This window comes from Bradyrhizobium sp. ERR14 (assembly GCF_014198235.1).
Classification (GTDB): Bacteria; Pseudomonadota; Alphaproteobacteria; order Rhizobiales; family Xanthobacteraceae; genus Bradyrhizobium.
In genome coordinates, this window is the sequence record NZ_JACIHD010000008.1 from 50,858 (window position 1) to 73,338 (window position 22,481).

20 protein-coding genes and 1 pseudogene are annotated in these 22,481 nt (G+C 64.9%); 5 read left to right on the plus strand and 16 right to left on the minus strand.

Going from position 1 to position 22,481, the window contains the following annotated elements; all coding sequences use genetic code 11:
- Positions 1-6 precede the first annotated feature (6 nt).
- Both GGD62_RS22605 and GGD62_RS22610 read left to right on the plus strand, forming a co-directional pair.
- On the plus strand, positions 7-1,284 hold the full coding sequence (locus GGD62_RS22605) for a beta-ketoacyl-ACP synthase (RefSeq protein WP_018320949.1): 1,278 nt from the start codon (positions 7-9) through the stop codon (positions 1,282-1,284).
- Between the two features lie 8 nt (positions 1,285-1,292).
- Positions 1,293-2,225 (plus strand): lipid A biosynthesis lauroyl acyltransferase, encoded by a 933-nt coding sequence (locus GGD62_RS22610; RefSeq protein ID WP_183710307.1) that lies wholly within the window; start codon positions 1,293-1,295, stop codon positions 2,223-2,225.
- A 39-nt stretch (positions 2,226-2,264) separates the two neighbouring features.
- Here GGD62_RS22610 and GGD62_RS22615 read toward each other — a convergent pair whose 3' ends face one another.
- The 8 genes and pseudogenes from GGD62_RS22615 to GGD62_RS22650 all read right to left on the minus strand — a co-directional run bounded on the left by GGD62_RS22615 (position 2,265) and on the right by GGD62_RS22650 (position 11,858).
- Positions 2,265-3,377 carry a polyamine ABC transporter substrate-binding protein gene (locus GGD62_RS22615; RefSeq protein ID WP_183710308.1) on the minus strand — a complete coding sequence of 371 codons (1,113 nt, stop codon included), beginning with the start codon at positions 3,375-3,377 and terminating at the stop codon, positions 2,265-2,267.
- A gap of 2 nt (positions 3,378-3,379) precedes the next feature.
- On the minus strand, positions 3,380-4,561 hold the full coding sequence (locus tag GGD62_RS22620; RefSeq protein WP_183710506.1) for an aminotransferase: 1,182 nt from the start codon (positions 4,559-4,561) through the stop codon (positions 3,380-3,382).
- 7 nt (positions 4,562-4,568) lie between these two features.
- Positions 4,569-4,895 (minus strand): rhodanese-like domain-containing protein, encoded by a 327-nt coding sequence (locus GGD62_RS22625; RefSeq protein ID WP_008139644.1) that lies wholly within the window; start codon positions 4,893-4,895, stop codon positions 4,569-4,571.
- Positions 4,896-5,053: 158 nt separating this feature from the next.
- On the minus strand, positions 5,054-6,982 hold the full coding sequence (locus tag GGD62_RS22630; RefSeq protein ID WP_183710309.1) for a potassium transporter Kup: 1,929 nt from the start codon (positions 6,980-6,982) through the stop codon (positions 5,054-5,056).
- Positions 6,983-7,121: 139 nt separating this feature from the next.
- Positions 7,122-9,020: a potassium transporter Kup gene (locus GGD62_RS22635; RefSeq protein WP_018320943.1), complete on the minus strand. Its 1,899-nt coding sequence runs from the start codon at positions 9,018-9,020 to the stop codon at positions 7,122-7,124.
- A 173-nt stretch (positions 9,021-9,193) separates the two neighbouring features.
- Positions 9,194-10,024: a flagellar motor protein MotB gene (locus tag GGD62_RS22640; protein ID WP_018320942.1), complete on the minus strand. Its 831-nt coding sequence runs from the start codon at positions 10,022-10,024 to the stop codon at positions 9,194-9,196.
- Between the two features lie 24 nt (positions 10,025-10,048).
- On the minus strand, positions 10,049-10,822 hold the full coding sequence (locus GGD62_RS22645) for a motility protein A (RefSeq protein ID WP_018320941.1): 774 nt from the start codon (positions 10,820-10,822) through the stop codon (positions 10,049-10,051).
- Positions 10,823-11,035: 213 nt separating this feature from the next.
- Positions 11,036-11,858 (minus strand): annotated as a pseudogene (locus GGD62_RS22650) (SDR family NAD(P)-dependent oxidoreductase).
- A gap of 99 nt (positions 11,859-11,957) precedes the next feature.
- On the opposite strand from GGD62_RS22650, the gene GGD62_RS22655 reads away from it, so the two are divergent.
- Positions 11,958-12,251, plus strand: a complete 294-nt coding sequence (locus tag GGD62_RS22655; RefSeq protein ID WP_092252435.1) for a hypothetical protein — start codon at positions 11,958-11,960, stop codon at positions 12,249-12,251.
- Positions 12,252-12,266: 15 nt separating this feature from the next.
- Here GGD62_RS22655 and GGD62_RS22660 read toward each other — a convergent pair whose 3' ends face one another.
- From GGD62_RS22660 to GGD62_RS22675, 4 genes are all read right to left on the minus strand, one after another.
- On the minus strand, positions 12,267-12,986 hold the full coding sequence (locus GGD62_RS22660; RefSeq protein WP_028145264.1) for an RraA family protein: 720 nt from the start codon (positions 12,984-12,986) through the stop codon (positions 12,267-12,269).
- Between the two features lie 122 nt (positions 12,987-13,108).
- A complete protein-coding gene (locus GGD62_RS22665) occupies positions 13,109-13,993 on the minus strand; it encodes a phosphatidylcholine/phosphatidylserine synthase (protein ID WP_018320936.1) in 885 nt (294 codons plus the stop codon).
- An 87-nt stretch (positions 13,994-14,080) separates the two neighbouring features.
- Complete coding sequence (locus GGD62_RS22670) at positions 14,081-14,809, minus strand: phosphatidylserine decarboxylase (protein ID WP_312009894.1); 729 nt, start codon at positions 14,807-14,809, stop codon at positions 14,081-14,083.
- Between the two features lie 49 nt (positions 14,810-14,858).
- Positions 14,859-16,817, minus strand: a complete 1,959-nt coding sequence (locus tag GGD62_RS22675) for an ABC transporter ATP-binding protein/permease (protein WP_183710310.1) — start codon at positions 16,815-16,817, stop codon at positions 14,859-14,861.
- A 201-nt stretch (positions 16,818-17,018) separates the two neighbouring features.
- Between GGD62_RS22675 and GGD62_RS22680 the strand changes: the two genes are divergently transcribed.
- On the plus strand, positions 17,019-17,624 hold the full coding sequence (locus GGD62_RS22680) for a TIGR00730 family Rossman fold protein (RefSeq protein ID WP_026202462.1): 606 nt from the start codon (positions 17,019-17,021) through the stop codon (positions 17,622-17,624).
- 4 nt (positions 17,625-17,628) lie between these two features.
- Here GGD62_RS22680 and GGD62_RS22685 read toward each other — a convergent pair whose 3' ends face one another.
- The 4 genes from GGD62_RS22685 to cysS form a co-directional block, all read right to left on the minus strand.
- On the minus strand, positions 17,629-18,006 hold the full coding sequence (locus tag GGD62_RS22685) for a VOC family protein (RefSeq protein WP_018320932.1): 378 nt from the start codon (positions 18,004-18,006) through the stop codon (positions 17,629-17,631).
- A 136-nt stretch (positions 18,007-18,142) separates the two neighbouring features.
- Positions 18,143-19,741 carry a citramalate synthase gene (gene cimA, locus GGD62_RS22690; RefSeq protein WP_183256574.1) on the minus strand — a complete coding sequence of 533 codons (1,599 nt, stop codon included), beginning with the start codon at positions 19,739-19,741 and terminating at the stop codon, positions 18,143-18,145.
- Positions 19,738-20,229 carry a GNAT family N-acetyltransferase gene (locus GGD62_RS22695; RefSeq protein WP_183710311.1) on the minus strand — a complete coding sequence of 164 codons (492 nt, stop codon included), beginning with the start codon at positions 20,227-20,229 and terminating at the stop codon, positions 19,738-19,740. Before GGD62_RS22695 ends, cimA begins: the two co-directional genes overlap by 4 nt.
- 115 nt (positions 20,230-20,344) lie before the next feature.
- A complete protein-coding gene (gene cysS / locus GGD62_RS22700; RefSeq protein ID WP_018320928.1) occupies positions 20,345-21,727 on the minus strand; it encodes a cysteine--tRNA ligase in 1,383 nt (460 codons plus the stop codon).
- A gap of 292 nt (positions 21,728-22,019) precedes the next feature.
- Between cysS and GGD62_RS22705 the strand changes: the two genes are divergently transcribed.
- Positions 22,020-22,325 carry a hypothetical protein gene (locus tag GGD62_RS22705; RefSeq protein ID WP_018320927.1) on the plus strand — a complete coding sequence of 102 codons (306 nt, stop codon included), beginning with the start codon at positions 22,020-22,022 and terminating at the stop codon, positions 22,323-22,325.
- The last annotated feature ends 156 nt before the right edge of the window (positions 22,326-22,481 follow it).

The following is a 22,481-nucleotide window of genomic DNA, read 5'->3' on the forward strand; positions in this document are numbered from 1 at the left end:
ATCGACATGACTGCACCACGCGATAAACTCGGGCGCCCCGTCGTCGTCGTCACCGGCATGGGCATCATGACCTCGCTCGGTGCCGGCAAGGCCGACAATTGGGCCAAGCTCGTTGCCGGCGAATCCGGCATCCGCACCATCACGCGCTTTCCGGTCGACGGCCTGAAGACCACGATGGCCGGCACCGTCGATTTCGTCAGCGTCGATCCGTTCTCCTCCACCGGCCTGTCCGAGCGGATGGCTGAGCTCGTGACGGAGGAAGCGCTCGAGCAGGCCGGCATCGGCGCCAAGGCCGATTTTCCGGGGCCCCTCTTCCTCGCTGTTGCGCCGGTCGAGGTCGAATGGCCGCAGCGCCGCGAGCTCGGCCGCGCCGTCGGCGCGCTCGACTTCAACTATGACGATCTCTTGCGTATCTCCGGCGGCGGCAAGTACAGCGCCTATCATCACCGCTTCATGTTCGGCTCGGTGGCCGCACATCTCGCCGAGACCTTCGGCACCAAGGGCTCGCCGATCTCGCTGTCGACGGCCTGCGCGTCCGGAGCCACCTCGATCCAGCTCGGCGTCGAGGCGATCCGCCGCGGCGAGACCGACGCTGCGCTGTGCGTTGCGACCGACGGCACCGTGAATCCGGAAGCCCTGGTACGCTTCTCGCTGCTTTCGGCGCTGTCGACCCAGAACGATCCGCCGCAGGCGGCCTCCCGCCCCTTCTCCAAGAACCGCGACGGCTTCGTCATGGCCGAAGGCGCCGGCGCGCTCGTGCTGGAAAGCTTTGAGGCCGCCACCGCGCGCGGCGCAAAGATCCTCGGCGTGATCGCCGGCTGCGGCGAGCTCACCGATTCCTTCCATCGCACCCGCTCTTCGCCCGACGGCAAGCCGATCATCGGCTGCATGAACAAGACGCTGGCCGATGCCGGCATGACGCCGGACCAGATCGACCACATCAACGCGCACGGCACTGCGACGCCCGAGAACGACAAGATGGAGTTCAACACGACATCGGCCGTGTTCGGTGAGCTCGCGCAGAAGATTCCGGTCACCTCCAACAAGTCGATGGTCGGCCACACCATCTCGGCCGCCGGGGCGGTCGAGGCGATCTTCTCGCTGCTGACGCTCGAGCATCAGCGCATCCCGCCGACGATCAACTACGAGACGCCGGATCCGACGATCCTGTTCAACGTCGTCGGCAACAAGGCGCGCGACGCCCGCGTCACCGCGGTGATGTCGAACTCGTTCGGCTTCGGCGGCCAGAACGCCTCGCTGATCCTGACCCGCGAACCGGCCTGACCGGACGCATGGCGCTGCTTCCTGCGAGGACGAAGGCCCGCGCGCGGGAGGCTGCAAAATCGATCGGCGGCAGCCTGATCGGCGCCGCCACCGTGGGCATGCTGCGCACCACGCGCTATTTCGATCCGGCCAAGACCTCGGACTTCTTTGCGCGCGTCGTGAAGATGATCGGACCGCGCCTGCGCGAGCACCGCATCGGCCGCGCCAACCTCACCGCGGCGTTTCCCGAGAAGTCGCCCGAGGAGATCGAACAGATCCTGATGGGCGTCTGGGACAATCTCGGCCGCGTCGGCGCCGAATTCGCCCATATCGACCATGTCTGGGATTACGATCGCGACCATCCGGAAAAAAGCCGGATCGAATTGTCGCCGCGCAGCATCGAGCTGTTCGACCAGATTCGCGACGACGGCAAGCCGGCGCTGATCTTTGCCGCGCATCTCGCCAATTGGGAGCTGCCGGCGCTCGCTGCCGTCGCGCATGAGCTGGATACCGCGATCCTCTATCGCCGGCCGAACATCGCCTCCGCCGACCGCATCATCCAGGAGATGCGCCAGGTCAACATGGGCACGCTGATCCCGGCGGGCCGCGACGCGCCGCTGCGGCTCGCGCAGGCGCTCAAGGACGGCAAGCATGTCGCCATGCTGATCGACCAGTATCTGACCGCCGGCGTCGAGGTCACCTTCTTCGGCCGCAAGACCCGCGCCAACCCGATGCTGGCCCGCCTCTTGCGCCAGGTCGAATGCCCGATCCACGGCGTCCGCATCATCCGCCTGCCCGATGGCCGCTTTCGAGGCGAGCTCACCGAAGAGGTCAAGCCGGTGCGCGACGCCGACGGCAAGATCGACATCCAGGGCACGACCCAGGCAATCACCAGCGTGGTGGAAGGCTGGGTGCGCGAGCATCCCGAGCAGTGGCTCTGGCTGCATCGCAGGTGGCGGTAGTTACGCCGTCATTGCGAAGAGCGGAGCGACGAATGCCCCTCACCGCCCCGTCTTCACCTTGGTCCAGAGCCGGTTGATGGTGCGCTGGGTCGCCGGCTCGCGCGCCGTGATGACGAACAGTTTTGCGAGCGTCGCCTCGTCCGGATAGACGTTCTTGTCGTTCAAAATCTTCGGATCGACCAGCTTCTGGCTGGCGAGGTTGCCGCTCGCGTAGGACAGGAAGTCCGAGTTCTTGGCGGCGACGTCCGGGCGATAAAGATAGTTGATCAGCTCGTAGGCTTCCTTGACGTTCTTGGCATCCGCGGGGATCGCGAGATTGTCGAAGAACATCTGCGCGCCCTCCTTCGGAATGGCGTAGCCGATCTCGATGCCACTCTTCGCCTCGGCGGCACGCGCGCGGGCCTGCATGATGTCGCCGGACCAGCCGACCACGAAGCAGATCTCGCCGGTCGCGAGCGCGCTCAGATATTCAGACGAGTGGAATTTGCGCACGGAGGGGCGGACTTTTGCGACGACATCGGCGGCCTTCTCGAGGTCGGCCTGCTTGGTCGAGTTCGGATCGAGCCCGAGATAATTCAGCGCCGCCGGAAAGATGTCGTCGGCGGAATCGAGCATGTGCACGCCGCAGTCTTTGAACTTGGCGAGGTTCTCCGGCTTGAAGACGATGTCCCAGCTGTCGATCTTGGCATCCGGCCCCAGGATCGCTTTCACCTTGGCGACGTTGTAGCCGATGCCCGTCGTGCCCCACATGTAGTTGGCGGCGTAGTTGTTGCCGGGATCGTAGGTCGCAAGGTTCTTGGTCACCATCGGCCAGGCATTTTCCAGGTTCGGCAGCTTCGACTTGTCGAGCTTCTGGAAGATGTTGGCCTTGATCTGGCGCTGCAGGAAATAGGCCGTGGGCACCACGACGTCGTAGCCGGACTTGCCGGCCATCAGGCGCGTCTCCAGCGTCTCGTTGGCATCGAAGGTGTCGTAGACGACCTTGATGCCGGTCTCCTTGGTGAAGGCCTCGAGGACATCCGGCGCCATATAGTTGGACCAGTTGTAGAAATTGACGACCCGCTCCTCGGCCCTAACGGGAGCGGAAAGCAACGTCAGCGCGGCGGCGATTGCAAAAGCACGGCAAAGCCCGGAGCGGCCGACATTGGTCATCTCTACCTCTTGCGTCCACGCACCGCGTCCGACAGCCGCTCCAGCGCGGTGTCGAGCGTCTCGTCCTTCTTGGCAAAGCAGAAGCGCACCACCGAGGTCACGGGGTCCTGCTCGTAGAACGCCGACACCGGGATCGCCGCCACCTTGTAGTCCTTGACGATCCGCCAGCAGAACTCGGTGTCGCTCTCGTTGAGCCCGAGCGGCGACAGGTCGACGGTGAGGAAGTAGGTGCCTTGCGACTTCAGCACGGGGAAGCCGAGGCTTTCCAGCCCCTTGGTCAGGCGGTCCCTGCTCCGCGTCAGGTCCTTCCGCATCGACAGGAAATATTCGTCCGGCTTGCCGAGGCCGTAGGCGACGGCGGCCTGCAGGTTCGGCGCCGTGGTGAAGGTCAGGAACTGATGCACCTTGGCGGCGACGCGCAGCAGCGGCGGCGCGGCGCAGACGAAGCCGATCTTCCAGCCCGTCAGCGAGAAGATCTTGCCGGCCGAGCCGACCTTGATGGTGCGCTCGCGCATGCCGGGAATGGTGATCAGCGGGATGTGCTTGTGCTCGTCGAAGGTGACGTGCTCCCAGACCTCGTCGCAGATCGCGATGACGTCGAACTCCTGACAGTAGCGTGCGAGCAGCTCGAGATCCTCGCGCGGAAAAACCACCGCGCTAGGATTCAAGGGGTTGTTGAACAGCACCGCCTTGGTCTTTGAATTGAAGACGCTTTTCAGCATGTCCTCATTCAGCCGCCAGTGCGGCGGCTCGAGCCGTACGAGGCGCGGAATGCCACCGGCCTGGCGGATGATCGGCAGATAGGAATCGTAGACCGGCTGGAGGCAGACCACCTCGTCGCCGGGCTGGACCACCGCGAGGATGGCCGAGGTCAGCGCCTCGGTGCCGCCGGAGGTCACCATCACCTCGCTCATCGGATCGAGCTTGAGCCCGTGCCAATGGCCGTAATGGGTCGCGATCGCCTGGCGCAGTTCCGGCAGGCCCATCATCGAGGGGTACTGGTTGTAGCCGTTCAGCGAGGCCTCGGCCGCGGCGCGGCGGATGTCCTCGGGGCCGGGATCATCGGGAAAGCCCTGGCCGAGATTGATGGCAGCATTGTCGCGCGCGGCCTGCGACATCGCCTCAAAGATGGTGACGGGAAGGTCGGCGAAGACCTTGTTCAGCGAAGAGCTCTTGGACGTCATCGCGAGGTCAGCCACCGACCTTGCTGGGAAGCCCCGCCGCCTTCCAGCCGAGCATGCCGCCGGCCAGATGCTTGTCGTAAGGCAGGCCCGCCGCCTGCGCCGCGAGCGAGGCCGTCACCGAGCGTTTGCCCGAGCGGCAGGCAAACACGACCTCCTTGCCCTGGGGATCGGGGATCGCCTTGGGATCGAAGGTCGAGAGCGGCACCACGACGCCGTAGGGATAGGCCTCGGCTTCGACCTCGTTCGGCTCGCGCACGTCGACGAGGAGATAGCGCCCCTCCGCGACACCCTTGGAGACCTCGTCCGGGGTCAGATCCTGCACCTGGTTTGCCACATCATCCTCCAACGTCGCGCGTGCCAGCCGGACCTATCCCGGCCGGCGGCAACCTCGCCTCTCGGCTCACGAAAATCAAGCGCTACAAAGGCTTGAGCCGCGCGGCGCAAGTTAAAGCTAAATCGCAGCGACTTGAAGTGCGGCGTTGGTTCGGCCGCCTAGATCGTCACCTGCGTTCCGACCTCGACCACGCGGCCAGAGGGGATCTGGAAATAGTCCGTGGCGTCGTTGGCCGAGCGGCTGAGCGAGATGAACAGCCGGTCCTGCCAGCGCGGCATGCCGGAATGGACGGCAGGCTTCAACGCTCTGCGCGACAGGAAGAACGAGGTCGACATGATGTCGAACTGCCAGCCAAGCTTGCGGGCGATCGCCAGCGCCTTCGGCACGTTGGGCGATTCCATGAAGCCGAACTTCAGCGTCACCTTGGAGAAGGTCGGCGAGATCTGCTCCAGCTTGACCCGCTCGGCCGGATCGATGCGGGGGGTCTGCGCCGTCTCGATGGTGAGAATGACGTTCTTCTCATGCAGCACTTTGTAGTGCTTCAGACTATGCATCAGCGCGGTCGGCGCGCTGAGCGGGTCCGAGGTCAGGAACACGGCGGTGCCGGGCACCCGCTGCGGCGGCCGCTTCTCCAGCATCGCCACGAGATCGGCGAGCGGGAACTCGAGCTTGCGCGACTTCTCGAACAGCAGCCGGCTGCCGCGCCGCCACGTGTACATCAGGATGATCATGACCGCGCCGAGCGCCAGCGGCACCCAGCCGCCCTCGAACACCTTGAGCAGGTTGGCGGCCAGGAACGTGAGGTCGAGGAACAGGAACGGCGCAATCAGCGCCCCGGCCGCGAGCGGCGACCAGCGCCAGACCTTCCAGATCACGACGAAGCCCATCATCGCCGTGACCACCATGGTCCCGGTGACGGAGATGCCGTAGGCCGAGGCGAGCGCGCTGGACGAGCGGAACAGGAGCACCAGCAGCACCACCGCGACCAGCAGCAGCTGGTTGATGCGCGGGATGAAGATCTGGCCGGAATGGGCTTCCGACGTATGGCGAATTTCGAAGCGCGGCAACAAACCCAGCTGGATCGCCTGGCGCGTCAAGGAATAGGCGCCGGTGATCACCGCCTGGCTGGCGATGACGGTTGCCATGGTGGCGAGCACGACCATGCAGCCGCGGAAAAAGCCTTGCGGGAAGAGCTGGAAAAACGGGCTGACGATCGCGCCGGGATCGCCGAGCACGAGCGCGCCCTGCCCGAGATAGTTCAGCGCCAGCGACGGCAGCACGATGAACAGCCACGCGGTCTGGATCGGCCGCTTGCCGAAATGGCCGAGATCGGCATAGAGCGCCTCGGCCCCGGTGACCGCGAGGAACACGGCGCCCAGCGTGACGAAACCGATGATGCCGTGGTGGAACATGAAGGACACGGCGTAGAGCGGGTTCAGCGCATACAGCACTTGCGGATGCTGGATGATCGGATGGATCGCCGCCGCCGCGAGGACCGCAAACCAGACGCACATGATCGGGCCGAAGAAAGCGGCGACGCGGGCGGTTCCGCGCGACTGCACGGCGAACAGGCAGACCAGGATCACCACCGTCAACGGCACGATGTAAGGCTCGAACCGCAGCGTGACGTCCTTCATGCCCTCGATCGCCGACAGCACCGACAGCGCAGGCGTGATCACGGCATCGCCGTAGAACAGCGCGCCGGAAATGATGCCGAGCAGGACGACGGTCGCCCCGCCGGTGCCGACCGCGCGCTGAGCCAGCGCCATCAGCGCCAGCGTGCCGCCCTCGCCGTTGTTGTCGGCGCGGAGCAGGATCACGACATATTTGAGCGTCACCACGACGATGAGCGCCCACAGGATCAGCGAGAGCACGCCCAGCACGGCCGCGGGCGTCGCGAGCCCTTCGGTGCCCGAGGCCGCCGTCACCGCCTCGCGGAACGCGTAGAGCGGGCTGGTGCCGATGTCGCCGTAGACGACGCCGATGCTGCCGAGGGTCAGCGCACCGAAACGGGCGGTGGTGTGGGCCTCGCCATGGCCATTGGCCGCCGCCGTTTCCGGGGCGGAAATCACTACATCGCTTGTCATGGGAGAGCCAGTGGCCTCTAAAATGCTTCACTGCACAACGGCGGAAGAGCGCGCGGCTTATAGTCCTGCGCTACCGGCATAGCCTAGCCCGATTCCGGGGCTTAGCCATGCAAATTTGCATGACTAAGGCAGTTGCGTTCTAGATGGTGACTTGAGTTCCGACTTCAACCACCCGTCCCGTGGGGATCTGGAAGTAGTCCGTGGCGTCGTTGGCGGACCGGCTCAGCGCAATGAACAAATGGTCCTGCCACAGCGGCATGCCCGACTGCGCCGACGCCTTCAGCGACCTGCGGGACACGAAGAACGACGTCGACATGATGTCGAACTGCCATCCCTGCTTGCGCGCGATCGCAAGTGCCTTGGGCACGTTCGGCTGCTCCATGTAGCCGAAGCGCAGGCGGACTTTCGAGAACTTGTCGCTGATCTTCTCCATGCGGAAACGCTCCGCCAGATCGACCCGGGGCGTATGCGCGGTCTCGATGGTCAGGATCACGTTGTGCTCGTGCAGCACCTTGTTGTGCTTGAGATTGTGCAGCAGCGCGGTCGGCACAAAGGAGGGATCGCTGGTCAGGAACACCGCGGTGCCCTTGACGATGTGCGGGGGCCGCTTCTCCAGGCTCCGGATCAGATCGTCCAGCGGCACCTCGATCCGGCGCGTTTTCTGGATCAGGATTCCGGAGCCCTTCCGCCAGGTCCAGATCGTTCCCGCCATGGCCACGCCGAACAGCAGCGGCACCCAGGCGCCCTCAAGCAGCTTCAGGAGATTGGCGCTGAAGAAGCTCAGATCGACGATGACGAAGGGCATGATCACGGCCGCAGCCGTGGCAGCGCGCCAGTTCCACAATTTCCAGATCACGATGAAGCCCATGATGCCGTCGGCGACCATGGTGGTGGAGACCGCGATGCCGTAGGCCGAGGCCAGGTTGCTGGGGGTGTGGAACAGCAGCACCAGCAGCATCACGCCGATCAGCAGCAGCCGGTTCACCCGCGGCAGGTAGATCTGGCCGGCGTGAGTCTCGGAGGTGTAGCGGACCTCGAAGCGCGGCAAGAGGCCGAGCTGCACCGCCTGATAGACCAGCGAATAAGCGCCGGTGATCACCGCCTGGCTCGCGATCACCGTCGCGGCGGTCGCAAGCCCGACCAGCGGCAGCACCAGGCTCTCGGGCACCATGCGATAGAACGAGTGCTCGATCGCGCTGGGATCGGACAGCACCAGCGCGCCCTGCCCGAAATAATTGATCAAGAGCGCAGGCAGCACGAAGAACATCCAGGCCGACTGGATCGGCTTGCGGCCGAAATGGCCGAGATCGGCATAGAGCGCCTCGCCCCCGGTCACCGCCAGGAACACTGCGCCGAGGGTCACAAGACCAATCGTGCCGTGCGACAGCACGAACTGCACGGCGTAATAGGGATTGATCGCCGCCAGCACGGACGGATCGTCGGCGATGTGGACGGCTCCCATCACGGCGATGACGGTGAACCAGATCACCATCACCGGCCCGAAGGCCGAGGCGACCAGCGCGGTCCCCTTGCTTTGGACCGCGAACAGCAACGCCAGAATAAGGACCGTGAGCGGCACGACGTAATGCTCGAACGCGGGGGTTGCGAGCTTCAGGCCTTCGACCGCCGATAGCACTGAGATCGCCGGCGTGATCATGGAATCGCCGATGAACATGGAGGCGCCGACCACACCGAGGGCCAGCAGGAACCAGCTCCGCCGCCCGAGCGCGCGCTGGCCGAGCGCCATCAGCGAGAGCGTGCCGCCCTCCCCGTTGTTGTCGGCACGCAGCAGCAGCAGCACGTATTTGGCGGTGACGACGATCAGCAGCGCCCACAGGATCAGGGAGAGCACGCCGAGAACCATGACCCGCGAGACCGGCTCGCCATGGGCGGCGCCCCTGACAGCCTCGTGGAATGCGTAGAGCGGCGAAGTGCCGATATCGCCGAAGACGACGCCGATGCTCCCGAGCGTAAGGGACCAAAAGCCTGAAGTGACCGGCCCGTCCTGGGTCTCGGCCTGTGTGATGCTCGCCGTCATGAAGGTGGAAAACGCTTCTTCCCTGGAATTGATCCGGCGCCTTTTGACGCTTCCGGCGCGCCTGTCAATCGGCGCACCACCATAGCAGGCGCCGAGCTGGATGCTGTGACGCCGCAGCCACGCTCATCGCCAGCGCGACGACATGCCTCAGGTAAGATGGTAGCGCAAGGGGGTTAGGGCTTCAGATTCGGCGGCAGCGGCGGATCTTCGCGCATCAGGGTGATGGTCACCCGCCGGTTGGCCGCGAGCGAAGGATCGTCCGGAAACAGCGGCTGGGTGTCCGCCTTGCCGGAGACGGCGAAGATGTGCGACGGCGGCAGGCCCTCGCGTTCGAGGATCTGGCGCACGGCATTGGCACGATCGGCCGACAGATCGAAGGCGCCGTAGTCGCTGCGGGTCGGCACGAAGCCGGCCGCGGTATGGCCGGCGATGGAGACGCGCAGCGGCGTGGCCTTGAGCGGGATCGCGAGCTTCTCGACCAGGCGGCGGGTGCGATCATAGGGCACCTTGGAGCCGTCGGCGAACATCGAACGGCCGTCCTGGTCGACAATCTCCAGATTGAGACCCTGCTTGGTCTCCTCGAACATGATGTGCTTGGACATCTCGGTCAGCTCCGGCATGTCCTGCAACGCCTGGCGCAGCGAGGCTGCGGCGAGCGCGAAATTGCGGTCGACCTTGATCTTCGCGCCCGACGTGCGGTCGCGATCCTCCTGGTCCGGCGTCGGCGTGTTGGAGGCATCCTCGGGCTGGATATGGTCGACGTTCTTCAGCCGCGGGCGGGTCGGCAAACCGTCGGACTCGACGATACCGGCATAGCGCGCTTCGCTCTGCACGCCGAAGGCGTCGCGCATCGATCCCGCGACGATCTTCAGCTTGTTGGCGTCCTGCGTCGAGAACGCCACGAGCATCACGAAGAAGCTCATCATCAGGCCCATGAGGTCGGCGAAGGTCACGAACCAGCCGTGACCGCCTCCATGGGCATCGCCGCGTTTCTTCTTGGCCATGTCTCAAATCCCGGCGGGCGGACTTTACGCCGGCACCGGCTCGCCCTCGGCGTGGCGATGCTTCTCCGGCAGGTAGGCCAGCAGCATTTCGCGCACCAGGGTCGGGCTCTTGGAGTCGCGGATCATCAGGATGCCGTCGATGATCAGCGTGCGGTTGGTCTCCTCGTCCAGCAGCTTGCCGTGCAGCTTGTCGGCGATCGGCAGACAGAACAGGTTCGCGACCAGCGCGCCGTAGAGCGTGGCGAGCAGCGCGGTCGCCATGAACGGGCCGAGCTTGGAAGGGTCGGTCATGTTGGCGAACATCTGCACCATGCCGATCAGGGTGCCGATCATGCCGAAGGCCGGAGCGCAGTCGCCGATGGCGCGGTAGATCTTGCTGCCCTCGTCGAGGTGCATCAGGAAGTTGTCGCGGTCGCGCTCGAGATTGTCGCGGATGAAGTCGAGGTCGTAGCCGTCGGCGACGTAGCGGATGCCCTTGGCGAGGAAGGGCTCGTCGGTCTCGACCTTTTCCAGACCCACCGGGCCCTGCTTGCGGGCGATCTCGGCGATGCGGGCGAGCTCGTCGACGAGGTCGTGCGCCGACAGGCGGCTCATGGTGAAGGCGAACTTGGCGCCGAGCGGAAGGCCGTGCAGGAGCGCCGAAAGCGGAAAGCGGATCATGGTGGCGGAGATCGAGCCGCCGAAGATGATGATCATGGCATGTTCGGAGATGAACATGTGAAGGTCGCCGCCCATGAAGATCATCATCGTGATGACGATGATGCCCGCAATGAGCCCGACGCTCGTCATGATATCCATGGGATACTCCAACGCGTACGCAACAACGGCCGTCCTGGCCGCTGGCGCGGCCCAACCCCGAACCGCATCGGAAACCCTAGAGTGCCGCCCTTAAAGCCGCGTAAAGGTTAAGTTGAGCCGGCACGCCAGACCGGCGCAGCGCATCGGGATGAGGCCGGCTTTGCCGATGGCCGACACGAATTTCAACGCTTTGCTAACCATGATTGCGGCGCGCTAGCGTGCTAGGCCCGTCAGCTTCAGGCTCAGTTCGCGCAGGCGCTTGCGGGCAGCTGCATCGTAGGCCTGCGGATTGGCACGCGCCTCGTTCATGCCGTTGAAGAACAGCCCGCTCTTGCCTGCGACATCGTCACCTCGACGAGGCGCAGGATCGCCGCGCCGCCCTGCTCCACCGTCGAGATCGGCGTGACGCCGCCGGCGCGCACCATCGTGGTGTTCATGTAGGTCGCCGGATGCAGCGCATTCACGGTGATGCCCGCGCCCTTCAGTTCGTCCGCGAGATCGATGGTGAACATGATCTGGGAGAGCTTGCTCTGTGCATAGGCACGCGAACCGCTGTAGCCCTGCGTGATCATGACGTCATCGAAATCGATCGGATGCTGGCCGAGGGAGGCGACGTTGACGATCCGCGACGGCGCCGCGGACCTCAGCAGCGGCAGCAACAGATGGACGAGCAAGAAACCCGAGAGATAGTTCACGGCAAAACGCAGCTCGTGACCGTCGGCGCTAACTTGCCGCTGCGGGCCGTCGTTCTGCGAACCGATGCCGGCGTTGCTGACGAAGACGTCGAGACGCTGGTGATCGCGGATGACCGCTTCGGCGAGCGCACGCGTACCCGACATCGACGACAGATCGGCCTGATAGAAGGTCGGCGCGGCACCGCCGGCTTTCGCGATCTCGTCGCTCAACACCTTCGCACGCGCCGCATCGCGGCCATGGATCAGGACCTTGCACCGTCTTCGGCCAGCCGGCGCGCGACGTAGCGGCCGACGCCGTCGGTCGAGCCGGTTACCAGGATCGTCTTGCCATTCATCTTCATCGTGCGTCCTCCGGCTGCGGCCCTGCGCCACGGGGGCGGAACCAGGGATGACTGCTATTCTAACCCCGCAGCATGCTCCATCGCGGGAGCCGTTTTGCAATGTTGACGCTGTTCAGTCTTCTCACCGCGCTGCCTGCGGTGTTGGCGCTCCACCTGCTCGAGCCGGAACTCGTTCTACCGGCCTTCAGCCTCGTGCTCTTTGCCGAGGCCGCCTTCGCGGTGATCGCAGCGCGCTTGATCCACCTTCCAGACAATACGGAGGACATCACGCTGTGGGACCTTGCAGGCGGCTTCACCCTGATCGGGTGCGCCGCTGCAGTGTTCGGCGAGCCGGATCAGGCCGCCCTGTTTCTGACGGAACAGGGGGGCCCACGGCCGGTGTCGCAGCCTTAAGCGGCCCATCACCCCTCAGTGAATCTCCGCCGAGCGCTTCAGCGCGGCCTTCAGCTTCTCGAGCGAGAAGTCGGGACTGCGGGCGATCTCCAGGATCGGCGTCTCGCGGCGGCCGCAGAGCTCGGCGGCCTCCGGCAGCTTTGCGGCGATGTCGAGCGGGATCACGATCGCACCGTGCTGGTCGGCATGGATCAGGTCGTCGGACTTCACGGTCATGCCGGCAACGCGAACCTCGCCGCCAAAGCTCTCCGCATGCACCCAGGCATGCGACGGGCCGATCGAGCCGGCCAGCGCCTGGAAGCCCGGCGCCCATTGCGGGATGTCGCGGATCGAGCCGTCGGTGATGACGCCGAGACAACCGAGCGCCTTGTGCACGTTGCTCTGCACCTCGCCCCAGAACGCGCCGTAGCCGACGTCGGGACCGTCGATGTCCTGGATCACCGAGATGCGCGGACCATGGCCGGTGCCGACATATTCGTAATATTCGATGCGGCGCCTGGACTGCTCTTCGGCCGGAAGCGAGGATTTCAGCACCGAGCGGATCGCGACCGTGCGGGCATAGCCGACGATCGGCGGCAGGTCGGGAAACGGGCAGACCAGTTGCTTGGTGGTGTAGCCGATCAGCCGGCGCTCGGGCGCCACGATCTCCATGGCATTGCAGATCGTCGGCGTGTCGTAGCGGCCCAGCGCTTCGAGGACGGAAGCGGGCAGCGGCCCGGTCGCTTTATCAGTCACGGCGTTCTCTCCCAGATTGGCGGTCGCTGTTGGCGCGATGCCGCCGGCACAGGGCGATATAGCCGAGATCAGGCCTCAACCCAACTCGGGGGGCCTCATGGCAGATATCCGCGTGTGGCCGCTCAGTGCAGCCGTCCGGGCCGATCGTCGTCGTCGTTGGGCGGCTCCGACAAATTCGCCAGCGTCGGCGCCGACGGCGGCGAGGTGACCTCGCCTCCCGACGGCGCGGTGGCGTCCATCGCGCGGGCCTGGTCGCGATAGGATTTGTAGCCGAGCGGCAAAGCGAGAAGATACAGCACCGTGCCAATCGATAGCACGTGCCAGGGATAGGCGATCAGCAGCGCGATGAAGACGATCACCGCGACGAACGCCGGTAGCACCAGCTCCGGCGGCACGCGCATGCGCTTGGTCTTGCCGGAGAACACCGGCAGGCGCGACACCATCAGGAAGGCGATCAGCAGTGTGTAGGCGGCGGTCAACCCTGCGGGCCAGCGGCCGAGATCGAGGAACGCGACATAGATCGGCAGCAGCACGGTGATCGCGCCGGCCGGCGCCGGCACGCCGGTGAAGAAATTGGCAGCGAAGGCCGGCTTGTTCGGGTCGTCCATGGTGGCATTGAAGCGCGCCAGGCGCAGGCCGCCGGAAATTGCGAACACCATGGCGGCGATCCAGCCGGCATTGCCGAGCTCGTGCAGCTGCCAGAAATACAGCATCAGCCCTGGCGCGACGCCGAAATTGACGAAGTCGGCGAGGCTGTCGAGCTCGGCGCCGAACTTGGACTGGCCCTTGATCATGCGCGCGATGCGGCCGTCGATGCCGTCGAGCGCGGCCGCGAACACGATGGCATAGACCGCGAGCGACATCCGCCCCTCGATCGACAGCCGGATTGAGGTCAGGCCGGCGCAGATCGCCAGCAGCGTGATGACGTTGGGCACCAGCATCCGCACCGGAATCGGGCGGAACCGCCGGCGGCGCGTATCGGGGTATTTGAAGTCATAGGGCGTCATCGCGGGTCCTCACCTCAAGGCGAGATATAGCAAGCCGCGTCCCCCTCCGCCATTGCGGCGGAAGGCCCCCACAGACCGACTTATTGGTTAATTGGCGCGGAAGGCGCGGCTGGGGTCGTCTCCGGAAAGGTCGGCCAAAATCGTCTCGCCGGCGATCGCGGTCTGCCCTTCCGAGACCAGCGCTTTGCTCCCCACAGGCAGATAGACATCGAGCCGGGAGCCGAAGCGGATCAGGCCGAAGCGCTCGCCGGCGCCGATCGCCTGGCCCTCCCTGACGAAGCAGACGATGCGCTTGGCGACGAGCCCTGCGATCTGCACCACGCCGATCCGCGCCGTCGCTGTCGAGATGACCAGCGAGTTGCGCTCATTGTCCTCGCTGGCCTTGTCGAGCTCGGCATTGATGAAAAGGCCGGGCCGGTAGGCGATGCGGTCCACCCTGCCCGCTACGGGAGCGCGGTTCACGTGGCAGTTGAACACGCTCATGAACACCGAGATGCGCGGCAGCGGCCGGTCGCCGAGCCCGAGCTCGGCCGGCGGCAGCGCCATGGTGATCATCGAGACGCGGCCGTCGGCCGGCGACACCACAAGCCCCTCGCGCACCGGCGTCACGCGCACCGGGTCGCGGAAGAACAGCGCGCACCACACGGTCAGGATCGTGCCGATCCACCCCAAAGGCGACCACAGCCAGAACAGGACGAGGCTTGCCAGCGCAAAGCCGCCGATGAAGGGATAGCCCTCCTTGTGGATCGGCGGGATCTGACGCTGGATCGAATCGAGAATGGACATCGGTATCTGCCGCTCGGGGGTTAATGGCACGGGTCGTCGCGCGGGCTTGTTTAGGCCAGAGTTGGGACCGGAGACAAGGTCACTCCGCCGCCGCGGGCGCCGTCAGGGCGTCGTTGACCGGTGGCGGCTCCCGGTTGGGTGCCTCGCTGGTATCGGCCATCTTGGCCAGCTTCTCGCGTGCCGCCTCGGCCTCACGCTGCCTGTTCCACATGCTGGCATAGAGACCGCCATGCGCGAGCAACTGGCCATGGGTCCCCCGCTCGGCAATGCGGCCCTGATCCAGGACGATGATCTCGTCGGCCCCGACGATGGTCGAAAGCCGGTGCGCGATCACCAGCGAGGTGCGGTTCTTCGCCACGCGGTCGAGCGCGCCCTGGATCTCGTGCTCGGTATGGGTATCGAGCGCCGAAGTCGCCTCGTCCAGCACCAGGATCGGCGGCGCCTTCAGGACGGTGCGCGCGATCGCGACGCGCTGCTTCTCGCCGCCGGACAGTTTGAGCCCGCGCTCGCCGACCTGGGTCTCGTAGCCCATCGGCGCCATGTGGATGAAATGGTCGATCTGGGCCAGCTGCGCCGCCTCTTCGACTTCAGCGTCATCGGCGTCCCAGCGACCGTAGCGGATGTTGTAGCGGATGGTGTCGTTGAACAGCACGGTGTCCTGAGGCACCATGCCGATCGAGGCCCGAAGCGAATCCTGCGTCACCGCGCGGATGTCCTGGCCGTCGATCAGGATCCTGCCGCCGGAGACATCATAGAGGCGAAACAGAAGCCGCGAGATGGTCGACTTGCCTGCGCCCGACGGTCCGACGATGGCAACGGTCTTGCCGGCCGGGACCTCGAAGCTGATGCCCTTGAGGATCGGGCGGGTCGGCTCATAGGCAAAGCGCACATCCTCGAAACGCACGGTGCCGGCGGAGATGACCAGAGGCGTTGCATCGGGCGCGTCCTTGATCTCGGCCTCGCGGCCGATCACGCCGAACATCTTCTCGATGTCGATGATCGCCTGCTTGATCTCGCGATAGACCATGCCCATGAAGTTCAGGGGCTGGTAGAGCTGGATCATCATGGCGTTGACCAGCACGAAATCGCCGACCGTGTTGGTGCCGTTGCGCACGCCGATCGCACACATCAGCATCGTCGCGGTCAGCCCCAGCGTGAAGATCACGGCCTGGCCGGTATTGAGCACCGCGAGCGAGGTGTAGGTGTGGACGCTCGCCTCCTCGTAGCGCGCGACCGACTTGTCGTAGCGCTGCGCCTCGCGGGCCTCGGCGCCGAAATACTTCACGGTTTCGTAGTTGAGCAGCGAGTCGATCGCCTTGGTGTTCGCCTCGGTGTCGGAATCGTTCATCCGGCGGCGGATGCCGATCCGCCACTCGGTCGCGATGTAGGTGTAGTACATGTAGAGCGTGACCGTGATCAGGGTGGCGACCACGTAACGCCAGTCGAACTGCCAGAGCAGCACGGCCATCAGCAGCGAGACCTCGACGATGGTCGGGATCAGCTGCAGGATCACCATGCGCACGATGACCTCGATGCCCTCGCGCCCGCGCTCGAGCACGCGCGTCAGACCGCCGGTCTTGCGCTCGAGGTGGAAGCGCAACGACAGCTCGTGCATGTGGACGAAGGTGATGGTGGCGAGCTTGCGCACCGCATGCATGGCGACGCGCGCGAAGATGCCGTCGCGCCATTGCGTCAGCAGCGCCATCAAGATGCGCATCACGCCGTAGCTCACGGTCAGCAACAGCGGCGAGGCGATCACCCAGAGGTGCCAATTGTCCGCCTGCACCGGCGCCGTGTTGGCGCCGGTCAGCGCATCCGTCGCCCATTTGAAGCTGAACGGCACCGTCAGCGTGATCAGCTTGGCAGCGAGCAGCAGCACAAGCGACCACACCACACGCATCTTCAGGTCGAAGCGGTCGCCCGGCCAGATATAGGGCCACAGATGAGCCAGCGTGCCCATCAGCGTCGCCCGCTCCGGTGCGCCGCCGGGAGGAGTATCGGGAACGTCGGCGCCGTCGAACGATTGAGGTTGGTCCATCAAAAAGCCTGAAAGCCCGCCGGATGCGGGCGTCGCTGCGATTAACGATTTTCGCACGTCATATAGAGCCTTCCCGATGCCAGCGCACCCCGCCAGATGGCGAATCTTCGATTGTTTGCCGCCATTTACCGGTAGATTTCCGGGTGATCCGAATCACCGATTGGGCTTGACGCCTCTTCGCTGCAATGCATCATGGCACCAATGAGCACTATTAAAACCGTCTGTGTCTATTGCGGCTCCGGCCCCGGAACCAATCCCCGCTTCACCGAAGGCGCCAAGGCGTTCGGCAAGGCGCTCGCCGAGAACAACGTTCGGCTCGTCTATGGCGGCGGCTCGCTCGGCCTGATGGGCTCGGTCGCGACCTCCGTGCTCGATCACGGCGGCACCGTCACCGGCATCATCCCGGAATTCCTGCGGATGCGCGAGAACGCGCTGACACGCGTGCAGGAGATGATCGTCACCCCCGACATGCACGAGCGCAAGCGCTTGATGTTCGAACGCTCCGACGCCTTCGTGGCGCTGCCCGGCGGCGTCGGCACGCTGGAAGAGCTGGTCGAGCAATTGACCTGGAAACAGCTCGGCCGTCACGCCAAGCCGGTCCTGCTGGCCAACATCGACAATTTCTGGGAGCCGCTGTTCTCGCTGCTGTCGCACATGCGCCAGACGGAGTTCATCCGCGCCGGCCTTTCGGTCGACATCCTCAAGGCCGATCGGGTCGAGGATATTCTGCCGAAGCTGAAGGCGGCCGCAGCCCAGATCGACGAGGCCGAGAAGAAGCTCGCCCCGGAAGTCGCGCGCAAGCTCTGACGTCCTACTCGCTTGGAAACGTTACCGCCTCGATCCGGTTACCATCGGGGTCGGTGACGAAGGCCGCGTAGTAGCGTACGCGGTCATGCGGACGGATGCCGGGCGCACCGTCCGAGGCGCCGCCGGCGGACAGCGCTGCGGCGTGAAACGCATCGACCTCGCTTGTCGTCTTCGCCCGCAGGCAGATATGAACGCCGCTTTCGGGGGCTACGGGCGGCATGGTCTCGCGTAGATTGATCCAGAATTCCGGATAGGCCTTGCCGAAACCGACCGTGCGCGGCCGCGTGACGAGGCGCGAAAGGCCGAGGGCGGCGAGCGTTGCCTCGTAGAATTTCGCGGCGCGCTCGAGATCGCTGACGCCGACGGAGATGTGGTCGATCATGCCCTGCCCTTTCCTCACCCACTGTCATCGCCCGGCTTGACCGGGCGATCCAGTACTCCGAGCCGCGCGAGAGCTACCGAGAAGCCGCGGCGTACTGGATACCCCGCCTTCGCGGGGTATGACAGTCATCGAGGGACTACGCCGGCGCGCCCGACTTCACGAGCTTGTAGATCACCGAATCCATCAGCGCCTGGAACGAGGCGTCGATGATGTTGGGGGAGACGCCGACCGTGGTCCAGCTGTCGCCGTTCTCGTCCTCGCTCTCGATCAGGACGCGCGTGACCGCGCCGGTGCCGCCGTTGAGGATACGGACGCGGTAGTCGATCAGCTTCAGCCCCTCGATGTATTTCTGGTACTTGCCGAGGTCCTTGCGCAGGGCAACGTCGAGCGCGTTGACGGGACCGTTGCCTTCGGCAGCCGAGATCAGGTGCTCGCCGGCGACGTCGACCTTCACCACGGCCAAAGCGACGGTGACACGTTCGCCATGCGAATTGTAGCGCTGCTCGACATTGACGTCGAACTGCTCGACCTCGAAATAATGCGGCACCTTGCCGAGCGTGCGGCGCGCCAGCAGCTCGAACGAGGCGTTGGCGGATTCATAGGCGTAGCCGGCCGCCTCGCGCTCCTTCAATTCCTCGACGAGGCGCGTCAGCTTCGGATCGCTCTTCTCGTAGGGAATGCCGGCACGGTCGAGCTCGGCGATGACGTTGGATCGTCCGGCCTGGTCCGAGACCAGGACCTTGCGGTGATTGCCGACCGTCTCCGGCAGTACGTGCTCGTATGTCTGCGGGTCCTTCAGCACCGCGGACGCATGGATGCCGGTCTTGGTGACGAAGGCGCTCTCGCCGACGTAAGGAGCATGCCGGTTCGGCACCCGGTTGAGCATGTCGTCGAGCGTGCGCGAGACCTTGACCAGAGTTGCCAGCTTCTCGGCCGTGACGCCGATCTCGAAGGCGTCCGAAAACTCCGGCTTCAGCTTCAGCGTGGGGATCAGCGAGCAGAGATTGGCGTTGCCACAGCGCTCGCCAAGGCCGTTCAGCGTGCCCTGGATCTGCCGCGCGCCGGCACGCACCGCGGCGAGTGAATTGGCCACCGCCTGCTCGGTGTCGTTATGGGCGTGGATGCCGACGTGGTCGCCGGGGACGTGCTTGGTAACTTCGGTGACGATGGCCTCGACCTCGTGCGGCATGGTGCCGCCATTGGTGTCGCACAGCACCACCCAGCGCGCGCCGGCCTCGAAGGCGGCCTTGGCGCAGGCGAGCGCGAAGCTCGCATCTTCCTTGTAGCCGTCGAAGAAATGCTCGCAGTCGAGCATGACCTCGCGACCGGCGGCCTTCGCGGCCGCGACGCTGTCGCGGATCGAGGCGAGGTTTTCCTCCTTCGTCGTCTCCAGCGCGACGCGCACCTGATAGGCGGATGCCTTCGCGACGAAGCAGATCGCGTCGGCCTTCGCTGCCAAAAGCCCGGCCACACCCGGATCGTTCGAGACCGAGCGCCCGGCCCGTCGCGTCATGCCGAACGCCGTGAAGCGCGCATGGGCGAGCTTGGGCTTGCTGCCGAAGAACTCGGTATCGAGCGGATTGGCGCCGGGATAGCCGCCTTCGACATAATCGATGCCGAGGTCATCGAGCATCACGGCGATGACCTGCTTGTCGGTGAGCGTGAAATCGACGCCGTTGGTCTGCGCGCCATCGCGCAGCGTGGTGTCGAACAGATAAAGGCGCTCCTTGCTCATTGCCCCGCTCCGAGCGTCTTCTTCATGGTGGTGTTGGCAAGCCATTCGTCATTGATGGTGACGCTATTGCGCTGCTGGGCAGTGTAGCCGCGCTTGGCGAAAAAGCCCTGCGCGGTGTCGCTGGCATCGACGTTGAGGCTTTGCGCGCCGCGGCCGCCGGCAAGCTTTTCCAGCGCATCGACCAGCATGGAGGCGATGCCCTGCCCGCTGACGGCCGGATGCACATAGAGCATGCGGATGTGGTCATTGCCGCGCAGCGAGGCAAAGCCAACCGGCGAGCCATCGAGCGTCGCGATCAGCGTCAGGTCTGACGCGAGGTGCTTGCCGAACTCTTCGCTGTCCGCCACCTCCATCCAGGCCTGCTGCTGCGCCTCGCTATAGTCGTCGCCAGTCAGCTCCTCGATGCTGGAGGTGAAGATCGCAGCAAGAATTGGCACGTCCGCCGGCAGGAACGGCCGCAAGCCGGGCTTTGGCAAAGTCTGTCCCATCGTCCTCACCACATCCCATAGAGCTTGAGAACCAGCGCCACGGCACCCCCGAGCAGCGCGATCTTCAGCGCGATGTAATAGAGCCAGTGCCGCGGGAAAGGCGTGTCGGGCCGTTTCATCGCGCGACCTCCCACGTCGTTCCTTCCTTGGAGTCCTTGATCGCGACGCCCATTGCAGCGAGCAGATCGCGAATGCGATCGGATTCCTTGAAGTCTTTGCGGCTACGGGCCGCCGTCCGCTCCGCGATCAGGCGCTCGACTTCCCCGGCATCGACGCCGCTCGCCTGCTGCTTGCGTCCTTCCCACTGCGCTGCGCTCTCGGACAAGAAGCCGAGCAGGCGCAACGAGCCCGCCAGAGCACCCACGTCACCTCCACGCAGGCCATGCAACGCCGCGATCGCCAGCGGCGTGTTGAGATCGTCGAGCAGCGGCTCTACCACGGACGCAGCCGGCTCGCCGGGCGCGACGTCGGCGGCAACGCGATACCAGTCGTCGAGCGTCTTGGCGCTCTCCTCCAGCGACTTCATGGTCCAGTCGATCGGCGAGCGGTAGTGCGTCTTGAGCATGTTCAAGCGCAGTACCTCGCCGGGCCAATCCGCGAGCAGCTCATGGATCGTGATGAAGTTGCCGAGGCTCTTCGACATCTTCTCACTCTCGACCTGCAGGAAGCCGTTGTGCATCCAATAATTCGCCATGCGCTCTCGGTGGAAGGCGCAGCAGGTCTGTGCGACCTCGTTCTCGTGATGCGGAAAGACGAGATCGATGCCGCCGCCATGGATGTCGAAATGCTCGCCGAGATGCTTCCAGGCCATGGCCGAGCACTCGATGTGCCAGCCGGGACGCCCCTCGGCCTTGATGCCGGCCGGTGACGGCCATGACGGCTCGCCCGGCTTGGACGGCTTCCACAGCACGAAATCGGTGGCATCGCGCTTGTAGGGCGCGACATCGACGCGGGCGCCGGCGATCATCTCGTCGAGCGATCGCTTCGACAGCGCACCGTAGCGGGGCAGCGAGGAATTTGCTGCGTTCATCGCCTGCGGCGAGAACAGAACATGGTCCTCGGCGGCATAGGCAAAGCCGCCCTTGATCAGCCGCTCGATGATCTCGCGCATCTCGCCGATATGCTCGGTCGCGCGCGGCTCGACGCTCGGCCGAAGCGCTCGAAGCGCATCGACGTCGGCGTGAAACTGCTTGCCGGTCTGCTCGGTGACCTTGCGAATGGCCTCGTTCAGCGGCAGGCCCGGGAAATCGCGCGCGGCGCGGTCGTTGATCTTGTCGTCGACGTCGGTGATGTTACGGACATATTTGACGTGCGCCTCGCCATAGAGATGGCGCAGCAGCCGAAACAGCACGTCGAACACGATCACCGGCCGTGCATTGCCGATATGGGCGAAGTCATAGACGGTCGGCCCGCAGACATACATGCGGACGTCTTTCGCATCGAGCGGCGCGAAGATGCGTTTTTCCTTCGTCAGCGTATCGTAAAGGCGCAATTCCATATGGATACCCGTCGGCTGTTGGCCGGGCGTCCAAGGCTCTCAATGTTTTTGAGAAAAGACGGCTCCAGCCAGCGAATCGCTAGCTCATAATCTCGCGGCAAATGGCGCAAATGGCGAGGAGACCGTTCATGCGGCCACATATGGGCTATGAGGCGGCCCCGCGTCAAGGGAGCCGCGGAAATGCCGTTTTATGTCCGCAAAGCGCGCAGCCCGCCGGGGTGGTTCGTGATCCTTAACTATTTGAGCCCATTCTGGAACCAGATTGTTCCCTTTTTTGCCTCCCGGTATTTTCATGCGATCCTTGCTCGCGCTCATTTTCAGCGCCTCGATCCTCGCGGCATCCGGTGCCCGCGCCGAGACCCGCGTCTTCATCATCGCCAACCAGGCTGACGGCTACGGCGTCGATCAGTGCCTGGCCAAGGGCGAGAAATGCGGCGCCTCCGTCGCCCGCACCTACTGCCAGTCGCGAGATTTTGCCCAGGCATCAAGCTATCGCCGGGTCGATCCCGACGAAATTACCGGCTCTGTCCCCAAATCCGGCGCAAACTGCTCCCATGGCCATTGCGACGAATATGTCGCAATCACTTGCCAGCGCTGAATTCGCTCGGAGCTGGCGCAGCTTAGGCCCGGTCCATTGGCCCCCAAAACGACGTGACGATGCCGCAGGAAGCGGCTATTGGGAGGGCGCGCTTCGGCGCCCAAATCGCTTCGGCGTCCAAGTCGCCTCAGTCCAAGTCGCTTCAGTCCAAGTGGC